Origin of the sequence: Micromonospora sp. DH13 (genome assembly GCF_020873825.1) — a bacterium.
Taxonomy (GTDB): Bacteria; Actinomycetota; Actinomycetes; order Mycobacteriales; family Micromonosporaceae; genus Micromonospora; species Micromonospora haikouensis.
Genome location: NZ_JAHWGR010000024.1, coordinates 70,158 through 94,809 on the forward strand (window position 1 = coordinate 70,158; position 24,652 = coordinate 94,809).

The following is a 24,652-nucleotide window of genomic DNA, read 5'->3' on the forward strand; positions in this document are numbered from 1 at the left end:
AGGCCGGTCCGCCGCGGTCGGCCCGTCGTGCGGGGACGCCGCCCGACGTGATCGCCGACATACCCGTTCCGGGACAGCGTGGCTGGACCGGTCCGGTAAGGATGAGGGAGATAATTGCAACTTACGGCGGGGGAGAGCGTGACCAGCAGGACAAGTCGGGACGTGCTCCGCAGAGGGCTGTTCGTGCTCGGCCGGGCGATCCGGGAGCAGCCCCGGATCTTCGCGGTGGCGGTCAGCGGCAGCGTGTTGTTCGGCGGGCTGGTGATCGCCAGCGCGTACGTCGTCGGGGCGGTGGTCGGCGACGTCGTGGTGCCGGCGATCGCGCGCGGGTCGGTGGGCGTCGCGGCCCTCGCCCTCGCCGCCGGGGCGCTGTTCGGCATCAGCGTGCTGCGGGTGGTCGGCATCTTCGGCCGCCGGCTCGGCGCGGGCTACATGCAGTTCCGGCTCCAGGCCGCCTACCGCCGGCAGGTGACCCGCCGCTACCTGGAGCTGCCGCTGTCCTGGCACCAGCGCAACGCCACCGGCACCCTGCTGTCCAACGCCAACTCCGACGTCGAGGCGGCCTGGTACCCGATCGCCCCGCTGCCCTTCGCCGTCGGCACCGTGGTCATGCTGGTCGGCGCGATCGCCTCCCTGTTCGTCACCGACTGGGCGCTGGCCCTGGTCGGGCTCGCGGTCTTCCCCGCCCTGTTCGCCCTCAACGTGGTCTACTCCCGCCGGATGGCCCCGCGCCAGGCCCGCGCCCAGCGGCTGCGCGCCGAGGTCAGCGGCATCGCCCACGAGAGCTTCGACGGCGCCCTGGTGGTCAAGACCATGGGCCGCGAGGCGCAGGAGACCGCCCGGTTCGCCGCCCGCGCCGGCGAGCTGCGCGACGCGCTGATCTCCGTCGGCCGGCTGCGCGGCGTCTTCGACCCGATGCTGGAGACCCTGCCCAGCCTCGGCACCCTCGCCGTGCTGGTGGTCGGCGCGTTCCGGCTCCGGCAGGGTGCCATCGGTGTCACCGACCTGGTCAGCGTGGCCTTCCTGTTCACCGTGCTGGCCTTCCCCGTGCGGGCCATCGGCTGGGTGCTGGCCGAGCTGCCGCGCAGCGTCGCCGGCTGGGACCGGGTGCGCCGGGTGCTCGACGCCACCGGCGAGATGCCGTACGGCGACGTCCCGGCCGACCCGGCCGACCCGACGCCGGCCACGCTCGCCTTCGCCGACGTCGGCTTCGCCTACGAGCCCGCCGAGGCGCACCTGCCCGGCGCCGAGGTGCTCGGCGAGGTCACCTTCACCGTGCCCGCCGGGAAGACCGTGGCCCTGGTCGGGTCCACCGGCTCGGGCAAGTCCACCATCGCCGCGCTGGCCGTGCGGCTGGTCGACCCGCACACCGGCACGGTCAGCCTCGACGGCGTCGATGTCCGCCGGCTCACCGCCGCCTCGCTGGCCGGCACCGCCGCCCTGGTCGCCCAGGTGCCGTTCGTCTTCGACGACACCGTGCGGGCGAACATCGCGCTGGACCGGCCCGGCGTCACCGACGACGACGTCTGGGCCGCGCTGCGGCTCGCCGAGGCCGACGGCTTCGTCGCCGCGCTCCCCGAGGGGCTCGACACGATGGTCGGCGAGCGGGGCACCTCGCTCTCCGGCGGGCAGCGGCAGCGGCTCACCCTGGCCCGGGCCCTCGCCGGGCGGCCCCGGCTGCTGGTCCTCGACGACGCCACCAGCGCGGTCGACCCGAGGGTGGAGGCGGCCATCCTCGCCGGGCTGCGCGCGCCGGCCGCCGGCGGCCCCGCCGCCTCGATCCTGGTGGTGGCCTACCGGCGGGCCACCATCGCGCTCGCCGACGAGGTGATCTACCTGGAGCGGGGCCGGGTTGTCGCCCGGGGCACCCACGCCGAGCTGCTCGCGACCGTTCCCGGCTACGCCGACCTGGTCACCGCCTACGAGCAGGCCGAGGCCGACGGCGAGCAGCAGCCCCGCCCGTACGACGAGGTCGCCCCGTTGACCTCCGGCCTGGAAGTCGAGGTGGACCGGTGAGTGTGGTGGAGGCCGAGCAACCGGCGGAGAACACCTGGCGCACGCTGCGGCGGGGCCTGGCCCTCTCGCCCGAGCTGCGCACCGGCCTGGCCGGCACCCTCGCGTTGGCGCTGGTCTACATGGTGGGCCGGGTCGCCGTCCCGGTCGCCGTGCAGCAGGGCATCGACGAGGGCATCGTCGGCGGCCTCGACCTCGGCGTGGTGTGGACCGTCGTCGCGGTGACCGCCGCCGTGCTGGTGGTGACCACCACCTGCGGCTACCTGATGATGCGCCGGCTGTTCACGGTCAGCGAGACGGCCCTGGCCAACGTGCGCACCCGGGCGTTCCGGCACGTGCACGACCTGTCGATGCTGCACCAGCAGTCCGAGCGGCGCGGCTCGCTGGTCTCCCGCGTCACCAGCGACGTCGACCAGATCACCCAGTTCCTCCAGTGGGGCGGGGTGATCCTGATCGTCAACCTCGGCCAGCTCGCGGTGACGACGGCCGTCATGCTGGCCTACTCCTGGCAGTTGACCCTCGTGGTGCTCGCCGCGTTCGCGCCGGCGGTGCTGGTGATCCGGCAGCTCCAGCGCCGCCTCGCCGGGGCGTACGGGACGGTCCGGCAGCGGATGGGCACCCTGCTCGGCACGATCGGCGAGAGCGTCGTCGGCGCGCCGGTGATCCGGGCGTACGGGATCGCCGGGCGGACCGCCCGGCGGCTCGACGCGGCGATCGAGGGGCAGCAGCGGGCCCAGCAGCGGGCCATCCGGATCAGCATCCTGGGCAGCTCCGTCGGGGAACTGGCGGCCGGGCTGGCGCTGGCCGGCGTCGTCGTGCTCGGGGTGCTGCTCGGCGTGGACGGCACCCTGTCTATCGGGCAGCTCACCGCGTTCCTGTTCCTGGTCACCCTGTTCATCCAGCCGGTGCAGATCGCCACCGAGGTGCTCAACGAGGCGCAGAACGCCATCGCCGGCTGGCGGCGGGTGCTCGACGTGCTCGACGTCGCCCCGGACGTGGCCGACCCCGGCGAGCGGGGCCGGGACCTCCCGGCGGGGCCGCTGGACATCCGCTTCGCCGGGGTCGGCTTCGCCTATCCGGGCGGGCCGCCGGTGCTGCACGACGTGACCCTGGACATCGCGGCGAAGAGCCGGGTCGCCGTGGTGGGCGAGACCGGCAGCGGCAAGACCACGTTCGCGAAGCTGCTCACCCGCCTGATGGACCCGACCGCCGGGGCGGTGCTGCTCTCGGGCGTGCCGCTGACCGAGGTCCGGTTCGCCTCGCTGCGCTCCCGGGTGGTGATGGTGCCGCAGGACGGCTTCCTGTTCGACGCCACCGTCGGGCAGAACGTCCGCTTCGCCCGTCCGGAGCTGACCGACGCGGAGCTGACGGCCGCGTTCACCGAGCTGGGGCTGGCCGACTGGCTGGCCGGGCTGCCGGCGGGGCTGGACACCCCGGTCGGGGAGCGGGGCGAGGCGCTGAGCGTGGGGGAGCGGCAGCTCGTGGCGCTGGCCCGGGCGTACGTGGCGGACCCGGACCTGCTGGTGCTGGACGAGGCGACCAGCGCGGTGGACCCGGCGACCGAGGTGCGCCTGCAGCACACCCTGGACGCGGTGACCCGGGGCCGGACCACCCTCGCGATCGCCCACCGGCTCTCCACCGCCGAGGCCGCCGACGAGGTGATCGTGGTGGACCGGGGCCGGATCGTGCAGCGCGGGCCGCACGACGAGTTGATCCGCGACCCCGACTCGGTCTACGGCCTGCTGCACGCCTCCTGGCTGGAGCAGACCCGCTGACCGGCGCGGACGGGCGAACCGGCGGTGCGGTGGACGCGGGGACGCGCATGGTCTACCGTGCTGCTTAGGTAAGCCTAACCTTCGGAGGTGGGTCATGCGCCCCAGTCCCGCCCTGCGCCCCGCGCCCGCGGAGACCGTCCGGACGCTGGTCGCCGGCCGGCTCCCGGCCCTGGTCCACCTGGCCCAGCGGCCCGGCCCGTACCACGTCCGGCACGCCACCGACGCCGACGGGCGGGTCCTGCTCCTCGTCGGCGTGCACAGCGACCTGGCGGCGGCGCTGCCCCGGGGCGCGGGCGCCGACGTCGCCGTGGCGCTGGACGTGCTCGACCTGCCGCCCGCCGCCGGCGCCCCGTCGCTCGGCCGCGCCTGGGTCTCCGGGTGGGCCGCCGCCCTGCACGGCGACGAGGCCCGCCAGGCCACCCTGGACTTCGCCGAGGTGGACCCGACCGGCGACCTGCTCGACGTGGGCACCCGCTTCCGGCTGTACCGCTTCGAGGTGGCCGAGGCCCGCCTGGAGCGCCCCGACGGGCTGCTGCGGATCGACCCCGTCGCGTACGCCGAGGCGGAGCCGGACCCGCTGCACCCGGTGGAGCCGGAGCTGCTCACCGAGCTGGCCGTGCACCACGGCCGGGAGATGGCCGCGTACGTCCGGCGTCAGCTCGGCCTGGTCGAGTCCGGCCCCGACGGCCCGCCCCGCGTGGTCCGCGTCGACCGGTACGGGCTGCTGGTCTCCCTCGGCCGGCCCGGCGCCCGGCGGCGGGCCCGGCTGGCCTTCCCGCGCCCGGTGGCCGACCACCGGGAGCTGGCCCGGCTGCTGCACCCGATGCTCTGCCAGCACCCGCGCTCCGCCGCCCCCCGAGGCTGAGCGCACCGTGCCGCCGTGGGGCGCGCGCCGCGCCCCGGTGGGTGAGCGGGGTACCCCGCTCTACCGAATGCGTTAACAAGGGGCCCTTCCTTACCCCAGCTCCCCGCGCAGGTAGCGCTGGACGGTCGGGCCCACCGCCGCGACCAGGGTCTCCGGCGGGGCGGAGGCGACCGGCTCCAGCCGCACGACGTGCCGCATGAGGGCCAGCCCGACCAGCTGGCTGGCCACCAGCGACCCGCGCAGCGGCAGCTCGGCCGGGTCGACGTCGAGGTGGTGCAGGACCCGGCGCAGCACCTGGGTGACCAGGAACTCGCGCAGCAGCCGGGCCGTCCACTCGTTGCTCACGGCCGAGCGCAGCAGCGCCACCGCGGCGGTGCCGGCCGGGGAGTCCCAGACGCCGAGGAAGGTGCGCACCAGCCGCTCACCGACGCCGTCGGCGTCGCCGGCCAGCACCCGGGGCAGCAGCTCGCCCGGGTCGAGCGGGGCGCCCATCGCGGCCAGGAAGAGCTGGTCCTTGCCGCCGAAGTAGTGGTGCACCAGCGCCGGGTCGACCCCGGCCGCGGCGGCGATCGACCGGATCGAGGCCGCGTCGAAGCCCCGCTCGGCGAACGCGGCACGCGCCGCGGCGAGGATCGCCTCGCGGGTGCCCGGGTTGCCGGGCCGCCGCCCGGTGCGTCGCGCCGTCGCCATCCGCGCCCCGCCCGCGCGTCAGCCGCTACGGCGGCGCAGGGTGGCCGCGGCCAGCGCCAGCGCCAGCACCACCGCCCCGGCCACGACCCCGAGGTCGCGCCACATGGTGGCCGTCGGCTCGGCGTGCGCGCCAACCTCCTGCAGCGCCTCGACGGCGTACGACAGGGGGAGCGCGTCGCTGACCGCCTGCAACCAGCCGGCCATCTCGTCGCGGGCGACGAACAGCCCGCACAGCAGCAGCTGGGGGATCACCACGACGGGCATGAACTGCACGGCCTGGAACTCGGTGCGGGCGAAGGCGCTGCAGAACAGGCCGAGGGCGACGCCGAGCACCGCGTTGACCACGGCGATCACGATCACCAGGGCGCTGCTGCCGGCGGTGGTCAGCCCGAACACCCAGTACGCCACCGCCGAGGCGATCGCGGCCTGGCCGGCGGCGGCGAGGCCGAACGCGATGCCGTAGCCGAAGAGCAGGTCGAGCCGGCCCAGCGGGGTGGTGAGCAGCCGCTCCAGGGTGCCGGAGGTGCGCTCGCGCAGCATCGCGATGCTGGTCACCAGGAACATGATCACGAAGGGGAAGACGCCGAGCATCACCAGGGCCACCCGGTCGAACATGCTCGGCTGGCCGGGCGGGGTGGGCTGGTCGGCGTACATGTAGTAGACGAGCGTGAGCAGCAGGGCCGGCACCAGCACCAGCAGGGCGACGGTGCGCCGGTCGTGCCGCAGCTGGCGCAGGACGCGGCCGGTGGTGGCGGCCAGGATGCGCGCGTTCACGATGCCGCCCCCGCGCCGGCTGCCCGCCCGAGGCCGTCAGCCTGCCCGCCGCCGCCCGGCCCACCGCCACCCGGTCCGCCGTCGTCCTGTCCGGCGGTCGCCTCGCTGGCCCGGATCAGGCGCAGGAACGCCTCGTCGAGATCGTCGACCCCGGCGGCGGCGCGGACCGCGTCGGGGGTGTCGTCGGCGACGAGCCGGCCCTCGCGGATCAGCAGCAGCCGGTCGCAGCGGGCGGCCTCGTCCATCACGTGGCTGGACACCAACAGGGTCGTCCCGGCGGCGGCGAGGGCGTGGAACCGGGCCCACAGGTCGGCCCGCAGCACCGGGTCCTGCCCGACCGTCGGCTCGTCGAGGACGACCAGCTCCGGCTCGCCGACCAGGGCGCAGGCCAGCGACGCCCGGCTGCGCTGCCCGCCGGAGAGGGAGCCGACGAGCTGGCCGGCGGCGTCGGCCAGCCCGACGTCGGCCACGGACCGGTCGGCCTCGGCCCGGCCCCGGCCGTGCAGGGCGGCGAAGTAGCGGGCGTTCTCGGCGACGGTGAGGTCGGCGTAGACGCTGGGCGCCTGGGTCAGGTAGCCCACCCGGCTGCGCAGCGCCGGGGAGCCCGCCGGCCGGCCGAGGACGGTCACCGAGCCCGAGCGGACCGTCTGCACCCCGACGACGGCCCGCATGAGGGTGGTCTTGCCGCTGCCGCTGGGCCCGAGCAGGCCGGTGACGGCGCCGCGCGGCACCGCACATGTCACGCCGTGCAGCACCCGGCGTCGGCCCCGGTCCACGACCAGGTCGCGGACCGCGATCGCGTGGTCCATCGCCACCCCCTGGGAAGTAATTCATCATCTGATGAACTCCACGCTAGGTGAGGGAGGGGGTCGCCCGCAACGGTCGCCGCCCGGCCGGGCGGTACTGCCACCGAGCCGGGCGGTACTGCCGCCGCGACGGGCGGGGCGGTCGGCCGGAGTCGGGGTGCCGCCGGGCGGCGGCGAAAGGTACCCCGAGGCAGGAAAGAGAACCCTCGGGCACTAGCCTTCGGACCGGGGCGTCAGCCTTCTGACCGGACAGCCCGTCCGGCATCGGGCATTGCGCCCCGATCGGGCGTACGGCACGATGGCGCGGTGGGTCACTCTGCGTCACCGGAAAGTGGATTCCTCGACGACTGGGCCGCCCGGCTGCGGCAGGCGGCCGAGCGCCCCGTCGTCGGCATCCTGCTGCGGGGCAGCCACGCCCGCCGGGCCGCCACGGCGCACAGCGACGTCGACCTCGACGTGCTGGTCGCCGACGCCACGCCGGGCCGCCCGGCCGGGCCGCCGATCAACGCCCCGTACGCCGCCCGCCGCGCCTACCTGGCCGAAACCGGCGGCCGGCTCACCCACGTCTCGGTGGCGGTCCGCGACGTCCGCTCCTGGCTGGAGCGGCTCGCCCAGCCGGCCGAGTGGGCGTTCGGGCTGCCGGTCACCGCGCCGATCCGGCTGCTCTGGGCCGACGAACGGTGGCGTGCCCGCATCGACCTGCCGGTGCTCTGCCAGCCCGCCGACGAGCCCCGGCTGGAGGAACTGATCGCCACGCTCGGTAAGGTCGCCGGGGCCCGGGCCCGGGGTGACCACCTCGGCGTCCGGCTGGCCGCCGCCGACCTGGCCCGGCTCTGCCCGTCCGTGCTGCGGCTGGCCAACCCGTCGGTACGGGTGGTGTCCCGCCGGGCGGCGTTCGCCGCCGCCCTCGACCTGCCGGTCGCCCCGCCCGGATACCGCGACGACATGCTGCTCTGCCTCGGCGTGCGCCCCGGCTCCGTCGGGCAGCTCTGGGCCGCCGCCGGGCGGCTGGTCACCGGCACCGTCCCGCTGGTCCGCCCGTACGCCGAGGAGATCGCCGCCGTCGCCGGCACGGACCTCGCCGAGGCCCTGTCCGACGGGCGGCTGGACCGCTACCTCGCGCAGCTCACCGGCGGGCCCGTACCGGCGCGGGCCCGCGTGCCCGAGCCGGCGCCGGGTGCCCGGCGGGAGCCGTCGCCGGTGCCGTCGCCGCGTGCGGGAGAATGGCTGACTGTGCCCGTACCTGACGCGCCGGTGACCGGCGCCAACGCCCCCAGGACCCCGGCGGCGACGCCCGGCCCGGCCCGCCCGTCCCGGCTCGACCCGGCCGTCGCCGCGCGGCTGCGCCGCACCCCCGACGGTCTGGTGGCCGCCGTGGTGCGCCAGCACGACACGGGCGAGGTGCTGATGGTCGCCTGGATGGACGACGAGGCGCTGCACCGCACCCTCACCACCGGCCTGGCCACCTACTGGTCGCGCAGCCGGCAGGAATACTGGGTCAAGGGGGCCACCTCCGGCCACCTCCAGCACGTCCGCTCGGTCGCGCTGGACTGCGACGGCGACGCGCTGCTGGTCAGCGTCGACCAGGTCGGCGCGGCCTGCCACACCGGCGAGCGCACCTGCTTCTTCACCGAGCTGCCGGTCACCACCACCGGGGGGCAGGCATGACCGACGGCGTCGTCAGCCCCGACCAGGTCACCTTCGCCGACCTGGCGGCCCGCTGGCGGGTCGTCCCGGTCACCCGGCGGCTGCTCGCCGACGCGGAGACCCCGGTGGGCGTCTACCGCAAGCTGGCCGGCGGCCCCGGCACGTTCCTGCTGGAGTCCGCCGAGCAGGGGGCCGGCTCGGCGGGGATGGCCTGGTCGCGATACTCGTTCATCGGGGTGCGCAGCAGCGCCACCCTCACCGAGCGCGACGGCGTGGCGGGCTGGACCGGCCAGCCGCCGGCCGGGCTGCCCTCCGGCGGCGACCCGGTCAAGGTGCTGCGCGAGACCGTCGAGGCCCTCGCCGGCCCGGCCTGGGACCCGGCCAGCGGCATGCCGCCGCTGACCGGCGGCATGGTCGGCTACCTCGGGTACGACCTGGTCCGTCGCTTCGAGCGGCTGCCCGAGCTGACCGAGGACGACCTCGGCCTGCCCGAGCTGGGCATGATGCTCGCCACCGACCTGGTGGTCCTCGACCACTACGACGGCTCGGCGATCCTCATCGCCAACGCGGTACTCCCGCCGGCCGACGAGCCGGGCCGGGACGCCCTGGTCGCCGCCGCCTACCACCACGCGGTCGGCCGGCTGGACGCGATGACCACGGCGCTGTCCCGGCCCATCCCGCCGATGATCTCCACGGTCGACCGGCCGGCCGTGGGCGACGTGGTCAGCCGCACCGACGCGGGCGGCTACCCGAAGGCCGTCGAGGCGGCCAAGGAGGCGATCCGGGCCGGGGAGTGCTTCCAGATCGTGCTGGCCCAGCGCTTCGAGCGGCCCACCGACGCCGACCCGCTGGACGTCTACCGGGTGCTGCGCACCACCAACCCGAGCCCGTACATGTACCTGCTGCGCTTCGACGGCTTCGACGTGGTCGGCTCGTCGCCCGAGGCGCACCTGAAGGTCAACGCCGGCCCCGACGGCCGCCGCCGCGCGCTGCTGCACCCGATCGCCGGCACCCGCCCGCGCGGCGCCACGCCGGACGCCGACGCCCGGCTCGCCGCCGAGCTGCTCGCCGACCCGAAGGAGCGCTCCGAGCACGTCATGCTGGTCGACCTGGGCCGCAACGACCTGGGCCGGGTCTGCCGCCCGGGCACCGTCCAGGTGCCGGAGTTCGCCACCATCGAGCGGTACAGCCACGTCATGCACATCGTCTCGACCGTGGTCGGGGAGTTGCGCCCGGAGCAGACGGCGTTCGACGCGCTGGCCGCGACCTTCCCGGCCGGCACCCTGTCCGGCGCGCCGAAGGTCCGGGCCATGGAGATCATCGAGGAGCTGGAGCCGGTCCGGCGCGGCCTCTACGGCGGCACGGTCGGCTACTTCGGCTTCGGCGGGGACCTGGACATGGCGATCGCCATCCGCACCGCGCTGATCCGCGACGGCCGCGCGTACGTGCAGGCCGGAGCGGGGGTGGTGGCCGACTCCGACCCGGCCGCCGAGGACCGGGAGACCCGCGACAAGGCCGCCGCCGTGCTCGCCGCCATCGCCGCCGCCGAGACGCTGCGGCCCGCCCGATGAGCGCGGCGGGGCGGCGCGTCGTGGCGCCGGGCGGCGGGTGGCCGCGGTGACCGGGCCGGCGACCGACCGGGAGACCTCCGGGGCCGGCGCGCCGGCCGCGCGGGCGCGCCGTGAGCTGACGTACGCGGTGCTGCTCTGCCTGGCCGGCGCGGGCCTGGCGCTGTGGGCGTCGACCCGGACGTGGGCGGTGGAGCTGGCCGCCCGGCCGGCGCCGCTGCCCCCGGTGCGCGCGGCCCGCACCGGGGCGGGGCTGCTGCCCTGGCTGCCCGCGCTCGCGGTGGTCGGGCTGGCCGGGGGCGGCGCGGTGCTGGCCACCAGGGGGCTGCCGCGTCGGCTGGTCGGCGTCCTGCTGCTGGCGCTCGGGGCGGCCGTCGCGGTCGGCGGCGGCTACGGCCTGGTGGCCGCGTTCGACGGCACGGTGAGCCGGCAGTGGCCGGCGTTCTGCCTGGTCGGCGGCCTGCTCGCCGCCCTCGGCGGCGGCCTCGTCGCGCTGCGCGGCGCGGGCTGGCCGGCGATGGGGGCGCGTTACGAGCGCCCGGGTCGGCGCGGCGCGGGCCCCGCCCCGGCGGAGGCCGCGGCCGGCCCGGTGACCGGGCGGCGCACCACCGAGGCGTGGGACGCGCTGGACCGGGGCGAGGACCCGACGGCCGACTGACCGGCGAACGCCGTCCGCGTCGGGCGCGAGGGCGAGGGCCCACTGTCGAACCGGCCGGCCGGCGAACCGACTGGCCGGCGAAACGACTGGCCGGCGAACCGACTGGCCGGCGAAACGACTGGCCGGCGGCCTCGCGGCCGGGGCCGGCCCGGCGGCCGGGGTCAGCCGACCGGCTGGCGGTCCCGCGTCGCGGCGCGGGCGGCGGCCAGCTCGGCCACCAGGCGGTCCAGCTCGGCGCGCTGGTGGGCGCGGGCCCGGTCGGCGCAGACGGCCTCCCAGGCGTTGCCGCGCGCGGTGCGCACCCGGGCGTCGCCCACGACGGCCCGCTCCAGGGTGTGCACCACCCCGACGGCCAGCGACGCCACGGTGCGGGAGATGGTGGTCAGTCCGATGGTCGGGTTGGGCCCGGCAGTGCTCATCTGGTCACCCCACGCGAGATCGTTCCGACGGCTCGGGCGGCTGCTCGCCGCGGCCGCCCGATGGGCCGCAGGCAGGCCCCTCGTCGAGTCTGCCCGAGCTCCACGGTGCCCGGCTCACGTTTCGCCGTGGTCACCGCCACGTCAACTGTCCGCCGGATCCGTCCACCTGGGCAGGGCCGTTCAGCCTTGAGCTTCGTCACAACATCGACCGGCGTGCGCGCGGTCGCCGGCCGGCGCGCGTGCGGGTCGCCGGCCGGTCGCGCCGGTGGGCACCGGGCGGCGTGCGCGCGGCGCGGCGCCGACGGACAATGATCCGATGAAGATGGGCGATCATCGATGGCCTGGTGGGCGGTGGCGTCACCGCGATCGATGCGGGAGATCGCGCTCGGTGATCCACCGTTCACCGGAAGTCGGCCATTATGCCGCAGCCCATCTCGTGAGGAGCGCCATACCCCCGGCACGTGCTGCCAGGTGGCGCCCCCTAGCATCGGCCCATGACACCCGGAGAGGGGAGTCCGTTGGTGACTGCTGAGCATGCGCACGCGGAGGGGGACGGGGTCGGTCCGGCGGCGTCCGGAAGCGTCCTCGACGAGATCCTGGCCGGCGTCCGCGAGGACGTCGCCCGGCGGCAGGAGCAGGTTCCGCTGGAGCGGATCCGTGAGCTCGCCGCCGCCGCGCCGCCACCGCTGGACGCGTACGCGGCCCTGCGCCGACCCGGCGTGGCCGTGATCGCCGAGGTGAAGCGTTCGTCGCCGTCCAAGGGCCAGATCGCCGAGATCGCCGACCCGGCCGTCCTCGCCGCCGACTACGCCGCCGGGGGTGCGCGGGTCATCAGCGTGCTCACCGAGGGGCGCTGGTTCGGCGGCTCGCTGGACGACCTGGCCGCCGTCCGGGCCGCGGTCAAGGTCCCTGTCCTACGCAAGGACTTCGTCGTCTCCAGCTACCAGGTGCACGAGGCCCGCGCGCACGGTGCCGACCTGGTCCTGCTGATCGTGGCCGCGCTGGAGCAGAACGCGCTGGTCGGGCTGCTGGAGCGGATCGAGTCCCTCGGCATGTGCGCGCTGGTCGAGGTGCACACCGAGGAGGAGGCCGACCGGGCCATGGAGGCCGGCGCGCAGGTGATCGGGGTCAACGCCCGCGACCTGCGTACCCTGGAGGTCGACCGGTCGGTGTTCGAGCGGATCGCGCCCGGCCTGCCCAGCAACGTCGTCAAGATCGCTGAGTCCGGCGTGCGTGGCCCCCACGACCTGATCCGCTACGCCTCGGCCGGCGCCGACGCCGTGCTCGTCGGCGAGGGCCTGGTCACCCACTCCAGCCCCCGCGAGGCGGTGGCCGCCCTGGTCAACGCCGGCAACCACCCGGCGACGCCCCGCCCGGCGCGCTGAGCCGTGCCGGGCGCCCCGCCCGGCGCGCTGAGCAACCCGGGGCGAGAAGTCAGCAGCGAGAGGACACCGCCATGAGCGCCACCGAACCGGCCCCGGCCGGTCAGCTCCCCGACGCCGCCGGTCACTTCGGCCGGTTCGGCGGCCGGTTCGTCCCGGAGGCGCTCGTCGCGGCGCTCGACGAGCTGGACGCCGCGTACCGCAAGGCGATGTCCGACGAGTCGTTCCGCGCCGAGTTCGACGCGCTGCTGCGCGACTACGCCGGCACCCCCTCGCGGCTCTACCCGGCCCACCGGTTCTCCGCGAAGATCGGCGCGCGGGTGCTGCTCAAGCGGGAGGACCTCAACCACACCGGCGCCCACAAGGTGCGCAACGTGCTCGGCCAGGCGCTGCTGACCAAGCGGATGGGCAAGCGGCGGGTGATCGCCGAGACCGGTGCGGGCCAGCACGGCGTGGCCACCGCGACGGCCGCCGCCCTGTTCGACCTCGAATGCGTGGTCTACATGGGCGAGGTCGACACCCAGCGGCAGGCGCTCAACGTGGCCCGGATGCGGATGCTCGGCGCCACGGTCGTCCCGGTCACCACCGGCTCGCGCACCCTCAAGGACGCGATGAACGAGGCGATGCGGGACTGGGTGGCCAACGTCGACGAGACGCACTACCTCATCGGCACGGCCGCCGGCCCGCACCCGTTCCCCGAGCTGGTCCGGGACTTCGTCCGGGGCATCGGCGTCGAGGCCCGCGCGCAGTGCCTGGAGGCGACCGGCGCGCTGCCCGACGCCGTGGCGGCCTGCGTCGGCGGCGGTTCCAACGCGCTGGGCATCTTCCACGCCTTCGTGCCTGACGAGGGCGTGCGGCTCTACGGCTTCGAGGCCGGCGGGGAGGGCGTGGACACCGACCGGCACGCGGCCAGCATCACCGGCGGCACGTCCGGCGTGCTGCACGGCGCCCGCACCTACGTGCTGCAGGACGCCGACGGGCAGACCGTCGAGTCGCACTCCATCTCGGCCGGCCTGGACTACCCGGGCGTCGGGCCGGAGCACGCGTGGCTGCACGACAGCGGCCGGGCGAACTACCTGCCGGTCACCGACGCCGAGGCGATGGCCGCGTTCGAGCTGCTCTGCCGCACCGAGGGGATCATCCCGGCGATCGAGAGCGCGCACGCCCTCGCCGGCGCGCGCAAGATCGCCCCGGGGCTCGCCGCCGAGCTGGGCCGGGAACCGGTCATCCTGGTCAACCTCTCCGGCCGGGGCGACAAGGACGTGCACACCGCCGGCGAATACTTCGGCATCCTCGACAAGGAGCAGTGACTCGTGAGCCGCATCGGGGTCGCGTTCGACAAGGCCCGGGCCGACGGGCGGGCCGTGCTGGTGGGCTGCATGCCGGCCGGCTTCCCGACCGTCGAGGGCAGCATCGCCGCAATGAAGGCGATGGTCTCCGCCGGCGTGGACGTCATCGAGGTGGAGATCCCCTACTCCGACCCGGTGATGGACGGCCCGGTCATCCAGAAGGCCAGCGACATCGCCCTGGCCGGCGGCGTACGCACCGCCGACACGCTGCGCATCATCGAGGCCGTCGCGGCCACCGGCGCGCCGGTGGTCACCATGACCTACTGGAACCCCATCGAGCAGTACGGCGTCGACGCCTTCGCCCGGGACCTCGCGGCGGCCGGCGGCACGGGCCTGATCACCCCCGACCTGATCCCCGACGAGGCCGACGAGTGGCTGGCCGCCTCGGACGCGCACGGGCTGGACCGCACCTTCCTGGTCTCCCCGTCGTCGACCGACGCGCGGCTGCGGATGACCGTGGAACACTGCCGGGGCTTCGTCTACGCCACCGCCATCATGGGCGTCACCGGCGCCCGGTCGCAGACCTCGGAGGCCGCGCCGATCCTGGTCTCCCGGCTGCGCGAGGTGACCGACCTGCCGGTCGGCGTCGGGCTCGGCGTCGGCACGGGCGCGCAGGCCGGCACCGTCGCCGGGTACGCCGACGGCGTGATCGTCGGCAGCGCGCTGATCCGCTGCCTGCTCGACGCGCCCGACCCGGCCGCCGGCCTGACCGCCCTGCGGGCGCTGAGCGCCGAGCTTGCCGAGGGCGTCCGCCACCCGCAGCGCTGATCCGCCCCGCCCCCCGTCCGGCGTCGCTCGTGCGCGCCGTGCGGGGTGAGAAGGGGACCCATCTCTACCGTATGCGTTAACAAGGGGCCCCTCCTTGCACCCGGCCCGGGGTGCCGGTCGGGCGGTGGGCGGCGGTAGCGTGTGCACCCGTGACCCTCGTCTCCACGATCCCCCAGGCGGCCCTGCCGAGCCCCAGCACGGCCGTCTGGCAGCTCGGCCCGCTGCCGCTGCGGGCGTACGCGCTCTGCATCATCGCCGGCATCGCGGTGGCCTGCGTGGTCACCGAGCGCCGGCTGCGCCAGCGCGGCGTCGCCCCCGGCGCGGTGCTCGACATCGCCGTCTGGGCGGTGCCGACCGGCATCATCGGCGCCCGGATCTACCACGTGATCACCTCGCCGGAGAAATACTTCGGCGCGGGCGGCGAGCCGCTCAAGGCGTTCGCCATCTGGGAGGGCGGCCTCGGCATCTGGGGCGCGGTGGCCGGCGGTGCGCTCGGCGCGTGGATCGCCGCCCGCCAGCTCGGCATCCCGTTCGCGGTGGTGGCCGACGCGCTCGCCCCGGGGCTCCCGCTCGCGCAGGCGGTCGGCCGGTTCGGCAACTGGTTCAACAACGAGCTCTACGGCGGCCTGACGACCCTGCCGTGGGGGCTGCGGGTGCACGACATGGACCCGCGCAACCCCGGTCATGCCAAGGTCGTCGACGGCGAGCCGGTGCTGCTGCCGGGGCTCTACCATCCGACGTTCCTCTACGAGGCGCTGTGGAACGTCGGCGTCGCCGCCCTGGTCCTCGTCCTCGACCGGCGGCTGCGGCTGGGCCGGGGGCGGGCGTTCGCGCTCTACGTGATGGGCTACACGGCCGGCCGGTTCTGGATCGAGCTGATGCGCACCGACGAGGCCAACCACATCCTCGGCCTCCGGCTCAACGTCTGGACGGCCGCGCTGGTCTTCGTCGGGGCACTGGTCTACTTCCTGCGGGTGCGCGGGCCCCGCGAATACCTCGTCCCGGTGGGCGGCCCCGCCCCGGAGCCGGCCCCGACCGGGGGCGACGTGTCCCAGCTCGACCTGTCCGAGCGGGAGGCCGGCGCGCGGGCCGCCGCCCCGGAGGGCTACCGGGTGGTGAGCGAGGAGCAGTTCCGCGCGTACCGGGAGACCGGGGTCGTCCCCGACGACCCGGCCGCGGCCGGCCCCGACGCGGCGGGCGACGCCGATCGGGACGAAGACGGAGCCGACGAGACGGACGACGAGGCGGCCGGGGCCACCGGCACCCGCGCCGCCGACCGCGAGAGCTGAGCGGGAGGGGTCGGCATGCGTACCGCGGTGGTGGTCGGCGCCGGGATCGGCGGCCTGGCGGTCGCCGGCGCGCTGGCCCGGTCCGGCTGGCAGGTCACCCTCCTGGAGCGCGCCGACCGGGTCCGCCCGGACCCGACGGCCGTCGTGCTCTGGCCCAACGGGGTACGCGCGCTGCGCGCCCTCGACCTCGGCGCGGGGCTCGACGCGATCGCCACGCCGCTGCCCGACGGCGGCGTGCGCCGCCCCGACGGGCAGTGGCTGGTGCAGCCCCGCCCCACCCCGGCTGACCGGCTGCCCGTGGTGGTGCACCGGGAGGACCTGCACGACGCCCTGATCGCCGGCCTCGGCGAGCGGGTGGAGCTGCGCACCGGCGTGTCGGTGCGCACGGTGCGGGCCGAGCCGGGCCAGCGCCCGTCGGTCGGCGACGGCCGGCAGCGCTTCGAGGCCGACCTGATCGTCGCGGCCGACGGCACCGACAGCGAGATCCGCCGGCAGTTGGCCCCCGAGTCCCGGGTGGTCAGCTCCGGCTGCGCCGCCTGGCGGGCGGTGATCCCCTGGTACCGGGCGCCCCGGCTGCCGGCCGACCAGCCCGTCGGCGGGGAGACGCTGGGCGCCGGGTACCGCTTCGTGGCCGCCTCGCTGGGCGAGCGCGGCTCGTCGGGCGCGTCGAGCCGGGGCGGCATCTACTGGGTGGCCACCGCCGCGGGCGCGCCCCGCCCGGAGCCGCCGGAGACCCAGCTCACCCTGCTGCGCCGCTGGTACGCCGGCTGGCCCACGCCGGTCGGCGAGCTGCTCGACGCCACCGACCCGGCCGACCTGGTGCAGCAGGAGATCCGCGAGCTGCGCCCGCTGCCCCGCTCCTACGGCTTCCCGGCCGGGCCGGGCGGGGTGGTGCTGCTCGGCGACGCCGCGCACGCCATGCCCCCGCACCTCGGCCAGGGCGCCTGCCTCGCCTTCGAGGACGCCGCCACCCTCGCCTCGCTGCTGCGCGAGTCGCGCCTGCCGGACGCCGTGGTCGCGTACGACCGGCTGCGCCGCCCCCGCGCGGCGACGGTGGTGCGGCAGACCCGCCGGATGTCGGCGGTGCTCCAGGCCCGGGGCCGGCTCGCCCTGCGGGCGCGCGACGCCGCCCTCGGCGCGATCAGTCCCCGCCTGCTCTCCGGCGCGGCGGCCTCCGCCGCGCAGTGGCGCCCCCCGTCCTGACGGCCCGGGGCCGAGCCGGGCCGGGTCCGGTCCGGTCCGGGTCCGGGCGCGTCCGGGCACCGGCTGGGTCCGGGCGTGGGCCGGGTCCGGCCCCGGGCGTCATGTCGGCGACATGGCGGTATCCCCGACGCCCTGATACCGCGATGTCGCCGACACCGCCGCGCGCCCCCGGCCGGCAGCGCCGCGCGTCCCTGGCCGGCAGCGCCGCGCGTTCCCGGCCGGCAGGCGGCGGCGCCTCCCGCCGGTCCGCCGCGACGGCGACGGCGGCGTCAGATGATCGCGGCGGGCTCGGCGATGCAGGCGGTGCCGATCCGGCGGAAGCCGACCCGCACGTAGACGCGGGCGATGTCCTCGCTGCCGGCGGAGAGGAAGACCAGGTCGGTGCCGGCGGCGCGCAGCGCGTGGGCGAGGGTGGCGGTGACGGCCGCGGCGAGCCCCCGGCGGCGGGCGGCCGGCAGGGTGGCCACCCCGGCGATCTCGGCGGTGTCGCCCACCCGCATCGCCATCCCGCTGGCCAGCGCACCCTCGCCGGGGGCCTCGGCGAGCGCGGACAGCCGCCGGCCGTCGGCGGTGCGTGCCCGCTCCTCCTCCAGCGCCGCCACGTCCAGCTCGGTGATCGCCGCGTCCCGCTGCGCCGGGCCGGCGTCGCCCCGGGCGGTGCCGGCGGCGGCGAAGCCCACGGCGGCGACCGCCCGGCGGGCGGCCACGTCGGCGGCGAGGCCGGGGGAGGCCGCGTCCAGCAGGCGCACCGGCACGTCGGTGAAGCTGCCCGGGTCGGCCAGGGCGGCGGGGTCGAGGACCATCAGCGGGGCCTCCAGGACGGTCAGCCCGGCAGCGCGGGCCACCGCGAGCAGGTCCGGGTTGCGCTCGTGCACCCACTCGAACGCCTCCGGCAGGCCGAGGTCCCGCTGCCGCTGGCGCACGGCGGTGATGTCGGCCACGGAGGGTGGCCCGGCGGCGTCGAGGCGGGGACGCGCGTAGAACGGCCATCCCGCCCCTTCCCGGGCGAACAGGACCAGGGGGCCGTGCTCCTCGGCGCGGGCCACGTCGCGGGGCACGGCGTCGTAGAACCGCTCCAGCCGGTCGAACGTCACGGTCGTCTCAACGCGTACGTGATCCACCGCGCGAGACTACCTTTCCCAGGATCTGGAAGTGTGATCAATCTGAACTGGCCTTGCGCGCCTACCCCTAACGTAGACTCAATAGACCCATAAGGGCCGACGTCGTCCCGACCATGATCCAACCTGAGTGACGACAGGAGGCCCGGTGGCCTTTCCGTACCCTCTCAGCCAGCAGTCGGCCCCGCCCGCGGCCGGGCTGTACGACCCCGCGCACGAGCACGACGCGTGCGGGGTGGCGTTCGTGGCGGACCTGTACGGCCGGCGCTCCCACTCGGTCGTCGCCAACGGTCTCGGCGCGCTGCTCCGGCTGGACCACCGGGGCGCCCGGGGCGCGGAGCACAACACCGGCGACGGCGCGGGCATCATGATCCAGGTGCCGGACGCGTTCCTGCGCGAGGTCGTCGACTTCCCGCTGCCGCCCGCCGGCGAGTACGCCACCGGCCTGGTCTTCCTGCCGACCGACGACGACGGCGAGGCCCGCGCCCGCCGGGTCCTGGAGAAGTACGCCCTGGTCGAGGGCGCCGAGGTCCTCGGCTGGCGGGACGTGCCCACCGACCCGAGCGGCCTCGGCGAGACCGCCCTGGCGGCGATGCCCCGGGTGCGGCAGGTCTTCCTGGCCGCCAGCCGGCTCACCGACACCCCCGCCGGCCCGGCCGGCTCCCCGCTGTCCGGCCTCGACCTGGACCGGGTGGCGTTCTGCGTCCGCAAGCAGGCCGAGCGGGAGACCGCCGAGCGGGGCGTGGCGGCCTACTTCCCGTCGCTGTCGTGCCGGACGATGGTGTTCAAGGGGATGCTCACCCCCGACCAGCTCCCCGAGTTCTTCCCCGACCTGACCGACGGGCGGGTCGACAGCGCCATCGCGCTGGTGCACTCCCGGTTCTCCACCAACACGTTCCCGTCGTGGCCGCTGGCCCACCCGTACCGGATCATCGCCCACAACGGCGAGATCAACACGATCCGCGGCAACCGCAACTGGATGCAGGCCCGCGAGGCGCTGCTGCGCAGCCCGAACCTGCCCGGCAACATCCGCCGGGTGTTCCCCGTCTGCACCCCGGCGGCCTCCGACTCGGCGAACTTCGACGAGGTCCTGGAGCTGCTGCACCTGGCCGGGCGCAGCCTGCCGCACGCGGTGCTCATGATGATCCCCGAGGCGTGGGAGAACGACCCCGACATGCGCGCCGACAAGCGCGCCTTCTACCGGTTCCACGCGAGCCTCATGGAGCCGTGGGACGGGCCGGCGTCGGTCGCGTTCACCGACGGCGAGATCGTCGGTGCGGTGCTGGACCGCAACGGGCTGCGCCCGGGGCGCTGGTGGCGCACCGCCGACGGCCTGGTGGTGCTCGGCAGCGAGGCGGGCGTGCTCGACCTCGACCCGGCCACCGTGGTCGCCAAGGGCCGGCTCCAGCCGGGCCGGATGTTCCTGGTCGACACCGTCGCCGGCCGGATCGTCTCCGACGACGAGATCAAGACCGAGCTGGCCGCCGCCCAGCCGTACGCGGAGTGGCTGCACGCCGGGCTGATCGACCTGGGCGACCTGCCGCCGCGCGAGCACATCGTCTACACCCACGACTCGGTGCGCCGCCGCCAGCAGACCTTCGGCTACACCGAGGAGGAGCTGAAGATCCTGCTCGCCCCGATGGCCCGCACCGGGGCCGAGCCGCTGGGCTCGATGGGCACCGACACCCCGATCGCCCCACTCTCGACCCGGCCGCGGCTGCTCTACGACTACTTCCACCAGCTCTTCGCCCAGGTCACCAACCCGCCGCTGGACGCCATCCGTGAGGAGCTGGTGACCAGCCTCCAGCACACGATCGGCGCGGAGGGCAACCTGCTCGACCCGGGCCCGGCGAGCTGCCGGCAGATCGTGCTGCCCTACCCGGTGATCGACAACGACGAGCTGGCCAAGATCCTCTCCATCGACGAGGACGGCGACCTGCCCGGCTTCAAGGCCGTGCGGGTCTCCGGGCTCTACCGGGCCCGCGACGGCGGGGCCGGGATCAAGGCGCGGCTCACCGAGATCTGCCGGCACGTCTCCGAGGCGATCGAGGACGGCGTACGCATCCTGGTGCTGTCCGACCGCGACTCCAACGCCGACCTCGCCCCGATCCCGTCGCTGCTGCTCACCGCCGCCGTGCACCAGCACCTCGTCCGCGAGCAGACCCGCACCCAGGTGGCGCTGGTCGTCGAGTCCGGCGACTGCCGCGAGGTGCACCACGCGGCCGTGCTGATCGGCTACGGCGCGGCGGCCGTCAACCCCTACCTGGCCTTCGAGTCGGTCGAGGACATGATCGCCACCGGCGCCCTGACGGGCGTCGAGCCGGCGAAGGCGGTGCGCAACTACGTCAAGGGGCTCGGCAAGGGCGTCCTGAAGATCATGTCCAAGATGGGCATCTCGACCGTGTCGTCGTACTGCGGGGCGCAGGTGTTCGAGGCCGTCGGCCTGGACGCCCGCCTCGTCGAGCGCTACTTCCGGGGCACCCCCAGCACGATCGGCGGGGTCGACCTGCACGGCGTGCACGCCGAGGTGGCCGCCCGGCACTCGCTGGCCTGGCCGGCGCCGGGCGCGGTGGCGACCGACCGGCTGGAGGTCGGCGGGGAATACCAGTGGCGTCGCGAGGGCGAGCTGCACCTGTTCAACCCGGAGACCGTCTTCCTGCTCCAGCACGCCACCCGCAGCCGTCAGTACGACGTGTTCCGGCAGTACACGGCCAAGGTCGACGAACTGGCCGCGAAGGCCGGGTCGCTGCGCGGGCTGTTCACCCTGCGCACCGGCGTCCGTCCGCCCGTGCCGCTGGACGAGGTCGAGCCGGCCAGCGAGATCGTCAAGCGGTTCGCCACCGGCGCGATGTCGTACGGGTCGATCTCCGCCGAGGCGCACGAGACCCTGGCCATCGCCATGAACCGCCTCGGCGGCAAGTCCAACACCGGCGAGGGCGGCGAGGACGTCGACCGGCTGCACGACCCGGCCCGCCGCTCGTCGGTCAAGCAGATCGCCAGCGGCCGGTTCGGCGTGACCAGCGAATACCTGGTCAACGCCGACGACCTCCAGATCAAGATGGCCCAGGGCGCGAAGCCCGGCGAGGGCGGCCAGCTGCCCGGCAACAAGGTGTGGCCGTGGATCGCCCGCACCCGCCACGCCACCCCCGGCGTCGGCCTGATCTCCCCGCCGCCGCACCACGACATCTACTCGATCGAGGACCTGGCGCAGCTCGTCCACGACCTCAAGTGCGTCAACCCGGCCGCCCGGGTGCACGTCAAGCTGGTCAGCGAGACCGGCGTCGGCACCGTCGCGGCCGGCGTGGCCAAGCTCAAGGCCGACGTCATCCTCATCTCCGGCCACGACGGCGGCACCGGCGCGTCCCCGCTCAACTCGCTCAAGCACGCCGGCACCCCGTGGGAGCTGGGCCTGGCCGAGGCGCAGCAGACCCTGCTGCTCAACAAGCTGCGCGACCGGGTCACCGTGCAGGTCGACGGCCAGCTCAAGACGGGCCGGGACGTGCTGGTCGCGGCGCTGCTCGGCGCGGAGGAGTTCGGCTTCGCCACCGCCCCGCTCATCGTCGAGGGCTGCGTGATGATGCGGGTCTGCCACCTCGACACCTGCCCCGTCGGCATCGCCACCCAGAACCCGGTGCTGCGCGAGCGGTTCACCGGCAAGCCGGAGTTCGTGGAGAACTTCTTCCTCTTCCTCGCCGAGGAGGTCCGGGGCTACCTCGCCGAGCTGGGCCTGCGCTCGATCGAGGAGGCGATCGGGCAGACCGAGCTGCTCGACGTCGTACCGGCCATCGACCACTGGAAGGCCCACGGCCTCGACCTCGGTCGGGTCCTGCACCTGCCGGAGCTGCCGGCCGGCGCCGCCCGGCGCGGCGTACGGGCCCAGGAGCACGGGCTGGAGCTGGCGCTGGACAACGAGCTGATCGCCCTCGCGCAGCCGGCACTGACCGACGGCACGCCCGTGCGGGTCGAGGTGGCGGTGCGCAACGAGCACCGCAGCGTCGGCGCGATGCTCGGCGGCGAGGTCACCCGCCGCTTCGGCGGGGCCGGCCTGCCCGCCGACACCATCGAGTTCCTGCTGCGCGGCACCGCCGGGCAGTCCTTCGGCGCGTTCCTGCCCGCCGGGGTCACGCTGCGGCTGCACGGCGACGCCAACGACTACGTCGGCAAGGGGCTCTCCGGCGGCCGGCTCGTCGTCCGCCCGGACGCCGCCGCGCCGTTCGTCGACGGCGAGGCCGCGTCGGGGGAGCGGGCCGAGGACCAGATCATCGCCGGCAACACCATCCTGTACGGGGCCACGGCCGGCGAGGTCTTCCTGCGCGGCCGGGTCGGCGAGCGGTTCGCCGTGCGCAACTCGGGCGCGGTGGCGGTCGTCGAGGGCGTCGGCGACCACGGCTGCGAGTACATGACCGGCGGCACGGTGGTGGTGCTCGGCGAGACCGGGCGCAACTTCGCCGCCGGCATGTCCGGCGGCACCGCGTACGTGTGGCGGCTCGACGAGCGGCGGGTCAACACCGAGCTGGTCGACCTGTCGCCGCTGAGCGACGAGGAGTCCGACCGGCTGCACGAGCTGGTGCACCGGCACGTCGCCGAGACCGGCTCGGCGGTCGCCGAGGCGCTGCTCAAGCGCTGGCCGGAGGCGGTGGAGGAGTTCACCGCGGTGGTGCCCCGGGACTACCGCCGGGTGCTGGAGATCATGCGGGCCGCCGAAGCCGCCGGCCATGACGTCGACGACGCGGTGATGAGCGCGCTGAGCGCGCCGGCCGCGCCGGTGCCGCCCGCCACGCGGGTGGTCGCCCAGGAGGTGGCTCGTGCCTGACCCGAACGGTTTCCTGCGCTACGACCGGCGGCTGCCCGCGCGCCGGCCGGTGCCGGTGCGGATCACCGACTGGCGGGAGGTGTACCCGCCGGCCGGCGAGGCGCTGATCCGCGAGCAGGCCACCCGCTGCATGGACTGCGGCATCCCGTTCTGCCATGACGGGTGCCCGCTGGGCAACCGCATCCCGGACTGGAACGACCTGGTCCGCACCGGCGGCTGGGACGCCGCGGTGGAGTCGCTGCACGCCACCAACAACTTCCCCGAGTTCACCGGCCGGCTCTGCCCGGCGCCCTGCGAGGCGGCGTGCGTGCTCGGCATCGGCGGCGGGCAGCCGGTCACCATCAAGCAGGTCGAGGTGGAGATCGCCGACGCGGCGGCCCGGGGTGGCCTCGCGCCGCGGCCGGCGGCGGCGCCGACCGGCCGGTCGGTCGCCGTGGTCGGCTCCGGGCCCGCCGGCCTGGCCGCCGCCCAGCAGCTCGCCCGCGCCGGCCACGCCGTGACGGTGTACGAACGCGACGACGCGATCGGTGGCCTGCTCCGCTACGGCATCCCCGACTTCAAGCTGGAGAAGCAGCACATCGACCTGCGGCTGGCCCAGCTGGAGGCCGAGGGCGTCCGGTTCCGCACCGGCGTGAACGTCGGCGTCGACGTGACCGCCGAGCAGCTGCGCGAGGCGCACGACGCGGTGCTGCTCGCCTGCGGCGCGTTGCAGGGCCGGGACACCCCGGAGACGCCGGGGCGGGCGCTGCGCGGCGTGCACCAGGCGATGGCGCACCTGGTCGCCGCGAACCGCGTCGTCGCGGCCGCGGGCGAGGGCCGGCCGGCCCTCGCGGTGCTGCCCGACGACACCCCGATCGACGCCGCCGGCAAGCACGTGGTGATCATCGGCGGCGGCGACACCGCCGCGGACTGCCTCGGCGTGGCCCACCGGCAGGGCGCGGCCGGCGTACACCAGCTCGACCTGTACCCCGAGCCGCCGCACGCCCGCGACGCCGCGCGCGACCCGTGGCCGACCTGGCCGTGGATCCTGCGCAGCTACCCGGCGCACGAGGAGGGCGGCGACCGGGTGTTCGCCGCCGCCGTGCAGGAGTTCGTCGACGACGGCACCGGCCAGGTGCGCGCCGTGCGCATCGCCGAGGTGACCGTCGAAAAGCGCGACGGCCGGCGGATCGTCACGGCGGTGCCCGGCTCGGAGCGGGAGCTGCCGGCGGACCTGGTGCTGCTGGCGATCGGCTTCGAGGGCACCGAGGAGCAGCCGCTGCTGGCGCAGTTCGGGGTGGCCCGCAACGCCCGGGGCGCGATCGACGCCCGGCCGGACTGGCAGACCGACGCCGACGGCGTCTTCGTCGCCGGGGACATGCACCGGGGTGCGTCGCTGATCGTGTGGGCGATCGCCGAGGGGCGGGCGGCGGCCGCCGCGATCCACTCCTACCTGGGCGGGGTGGGCGAGCTGCCCGCCCCGGTCGACCCGGCGCGGCAGCCCCTCGCCGCCCGCTGACGGCCCCGCTCGGCGGG

At 75.7% G+C, this 24,652-nt stretch carries 17 protein-coding genes and 2 pseudogenes; 14 read left to right on the forward strand and 5 right to left on the reverse strand.

Going from position 1 to position 24,652, the window contains the following annotated elements; translation table 11 throughout:
* Positions 1-138: 138 nt before the first annotated feature.
* The 3 genes from LPA42_RS21945 (at position 139) to LPA42_RS21955 (ending at position 4,653) form a co-directional block, all read left to right on the forward strand.
* Positions 139-2,016 carry an ABC transporter ATP-binding protein gene (locus LPA42_RS21945; RefSeq protein ID WP_198956670.1) on the forward strand — a complete coding sequence of 626 codons (1,878 nt, stop codon included), beginning with the start codon at positions 139-141 and terminating at the stop codon, positions 2,014-2,016.
* A gap of 5 nt (positions 2,017-2,021) precedes the next feature.
* Positions 2,022-3,788 carry an ABC transporter ATP-binding protein gene (locus tag LPA42_RS21950; protein ID WP_077939097.1) on the forward strand — a complete coding sequence of 589 codons (1,767 nt, stop codon included), beginning with the start codon at positions 2,022-2,024 and terminating at the stop codon, positions 3,786-3,788.
* 112 nt (positions 3,789-3,900) lie between these two features.
* Positions 3,901-4,653, forward strand: coding sequence for a DUF2470 domain-containing protein (locus LPA42_RS21955; RefSeq protein WP_077939098.1), 753 nt, complete (start codon positions 3,901-3,903; stop codon positions 4,651-4,653).
* A gap of 90 nt (positions 4,654-4,743) precedes the next feature.
* Here the strand turns inward: LPA42_RS21955 and LPA42_RS21960 are convergent, their stop codons facing one another.
* From LPA42_RS21960 to LPA42_RS21970, 3 genes and pseudogenes are all read right to left on the reverse strand, one after another.
* Complete coding sequence (locus LPA42_RS21960; RefSeq protein ID WP_077939081.1) at positions 4,744-5,343, reverse strand: TetR family transcriptional regulator; 600 nt, start codon at positions 5,341-5,343, stop codon at positions 4,744-4,746.
* An 18-nt stretch (positions 5,344-5,361) separates the two neighbouring features.
* The gene (locus LPA42_RS21965) at positions 5,362-6,117 is read right to left on the reverse strand and encodes an ABC transporter permease (protein ID WP_077939082.1); all 756 of its coding nucleotides are present in this window, start codon (positions 6,115-6,117) and stop codon (positions 5,362-5,364) included.
* Positions 6,118-6,218: 101 nt separating this feature from the next.
* A pseudogene (locus tag LPA42_RS21970) lies at positions 6,219-6,926 on the reverse strand (ABC transporter ATP-binding protein); the annotation flags it as partial.
* 702 nt (positions 6,927-7,628) lie between these two features.
* Here LPA42_RS21970 and LPA42_RS21975 point away from each other — a divergent pair.
* The 4 genes and pseudogenes from LPA42_RS21975 to LPA42_RS21990 form a co-directional block, all read left to right on the forward strand.
* A pseudogene (locus LPA42_RS21975) lies at positions 7,629-7,952 on the forward strand (phosphoribosyl-AMP cyclohydrolase); the annotation flags it as partial.
* Between the two features lie 204 nt (positions 7,953-8,156).
* Positions 8,157-8,591 (forward strand): phosphoribosyl-AMP cyclohydrolase, encoded by a 435-nt coding sequence (gene hisI, locus LPA42_RS21980; RefSeq protein ID WP_043969313.1) that lies wholly within the window; start codon positions 8,157-8,159, stop codon positions 8,589-8,591.
* Positions 8,588-10,141: an anthranilate synthase component I gene (locus LPA42_RS21985; protein WP_077939084.1), complete on the forward strand. Its 1,554-nt coding sequence runs from the start codon at positions 8,588-8,590 to the stop codon at positions 10,139-10,141. The genes hisI and LPA42_RS21985 overlap by 4 nt, the downstream gene beginning before the upstream one ends.
* A 46-nt stretch (positions 10,142-10,187) precedes the next feature.
* Positions 10,188-10,796, forward strand: coding sequence for a Trp biosynthesis-associated membrane protein (locus LPA42_RS21990; RefSeq protein WP_043967377.1), 609 nt, complete (start codon positions 10,188-10,190; stop codon positions 10,794-10,796).
* 161 nt (positions 10,797-10,957) lie between these two features.
* Here LPA42_RS21990 and LPA42_RS21995 read toward each other — a convergent pair whose 3' ends face one another.
* Positions 10,958-11,215, reverse strand: coding sequence for a hypothetical protein (locus tag LPA42_RS21995; RefSeq protein ID WP_043967379.1), 258 nt, complete (start codon positions 11,213-11,215; stop codon positions 10,958-10,960).
* Positions 11,216-11,736: 521 nt separating this feature from the next.
* Between LPA42_RS21995 and trpC the strand changes: the two genes are divergently transcribed.
* From trpC to LPA42_RS22020, 5 genes are all read left to right on the forward strand, one after another.
* A complete protein-coding gene (gene trpC, locus LPA42_RS22000; RefSeq protein ID WP_077939086.1) occupies positions 11,737-12,600 on the forward strand; it encodes an indole-3-glycerol phosphate synthase TrpC in 864 nt (287 codons plus the stop codon).
* 71 nt (positions 12,601-12,671) lie between these two features.
* Positions 12,672-13,907, forward strand: coding sequence for a tryptophan synthase subunit beta (gene trpB / locus LPA42_RS22005; protein WP_077939087.1), 1,236 nt, complete (start codon positions 12,672-12,674; stop codon positions 13,905-13,907).
* Positions 13,908-13,910: 3 nt separating this feature from the next.
* On the forward strand, positions 13,911-14,714 hold the full coding sequence (gene trpA, locus LPA42_RS22010; RefSeq protein ID WP_077939088.1) for a tryptophan synthase subunit alpha: 804 nt from the start codon (positions 13,911-13,913) through the stop codon (positions 14,712-14,714).
* Between the two features lie 149 nt (positions 14,715-14,863).
* Positions 14,864-16,003 (forward strand): prolipoprotein diacylglyceryl transferase, encoded by a 1,140-nt coding sequence (gene lgt / locus LPA42_RS22015; protein ID WP_077939089.1) that lies wholly within the window; start codon positions 14,864-14,866, stop codon positions 16,001-16,003.
* A 15-nt stretch (positions 16,004-16,018) separates the two neighbouring features.
* A complete protein-coding gene (locus tag LPA42_RS22020) occupies positions 16,019-17,206 on the forward strand; it encodes an NAD(P)/FAD-dependent oxidoreductase (protein ID WP_077939090.1) in 1,188 nt (395 codons plus the stop codon).
* A gap of 269 nt (positions 17,207-17,475) precedes the next feature.
* Here LPA42_RS22020 and LPA42_RS22025 read toward each other — a convergent pair whose 3' ends face one another.
* On the reverse strand, positions 17,476-18,327 hold the full coding sequence (locus tag LPA42_RS22025; protein ID WP_077939091.1) for a GNAT family N-acetyltransferase: 852 nt from the start codon (positions 18,325-18,327) through the stop codon (positions 17,476-17,478).
* A gap of 145 nt (positions 18,328-18,472) precedes the next feature.
* On the opposite strand from LPA42_RS22025, the gene gltB reads away from it, so the two are divergent.
* Positions 18,473-23,137: a glutamate synthase large subunit gene (gltB, locus tag LPA42_RS22030; RefSeq protein ID WP_077939092.1), complete on the forward strand. Its 4,665-nt coding sequence runs from the start codon at positions 18,473-18,475 to the stop codon at positions 23,135-23,137.
* Positions 23,130-24,635: a glutamate synthase subunit beta gene (locus LPA42_RS22035; protein ID WP_077939093.1), complete on the forward strand. Its 1,506-nt coding sequence runs from the start codon at positions 23,130-23,132 to the stop codon at positions 24,633-24,635. Before gltB ends, LPA42_RS22035 begins: the two co-directional genes overlap by 8 nt.
* Positions 24,636-24,652: the final 17 nt, after the last annotated feature.

What these genes read in the sequence shown, in the direction of transcription:
- LPA42_RS21960 (WP_077939081.1), bottom strand. Translation starts at nt 5,343, where the DNA reads ATGGCGACGGCGCGACGCACCGGGCGGCGGCCCGGCAACCCGGGCACC.
- LPA42_RS21985 (WP_077939084.1), top strand. Translation starts at nt 8,588, where the DNA reads ATGACCGACGGCGTCGTCAGCCCCGACCAGGTCACCTTCGCCGACCTG.
- LPA42_RS21995 (WP_043967379.1), bottom strand. Translation starts at nt 11,215, where the DNA reads ATGAGCACTGCCGGGCCCAACCCGACCATCGGACTGACCACCATCTCC.
- trpB (WP_077939087.1), top strand. Translation starts at nt 12,672, where the DNA reads ATGAGCGCCACCGAACCGGCCCCGGCCGGTCAGCTCCCCGACGCCGCC.
- LPA42_RS22020 (WP_077939090.1), top strand. Translation starts at nt 16,019, where the DNA reads ATGCGTACCGCGGTGGTGGTCGGCGCCGGGATCGGCGGCCTGGCGGTC.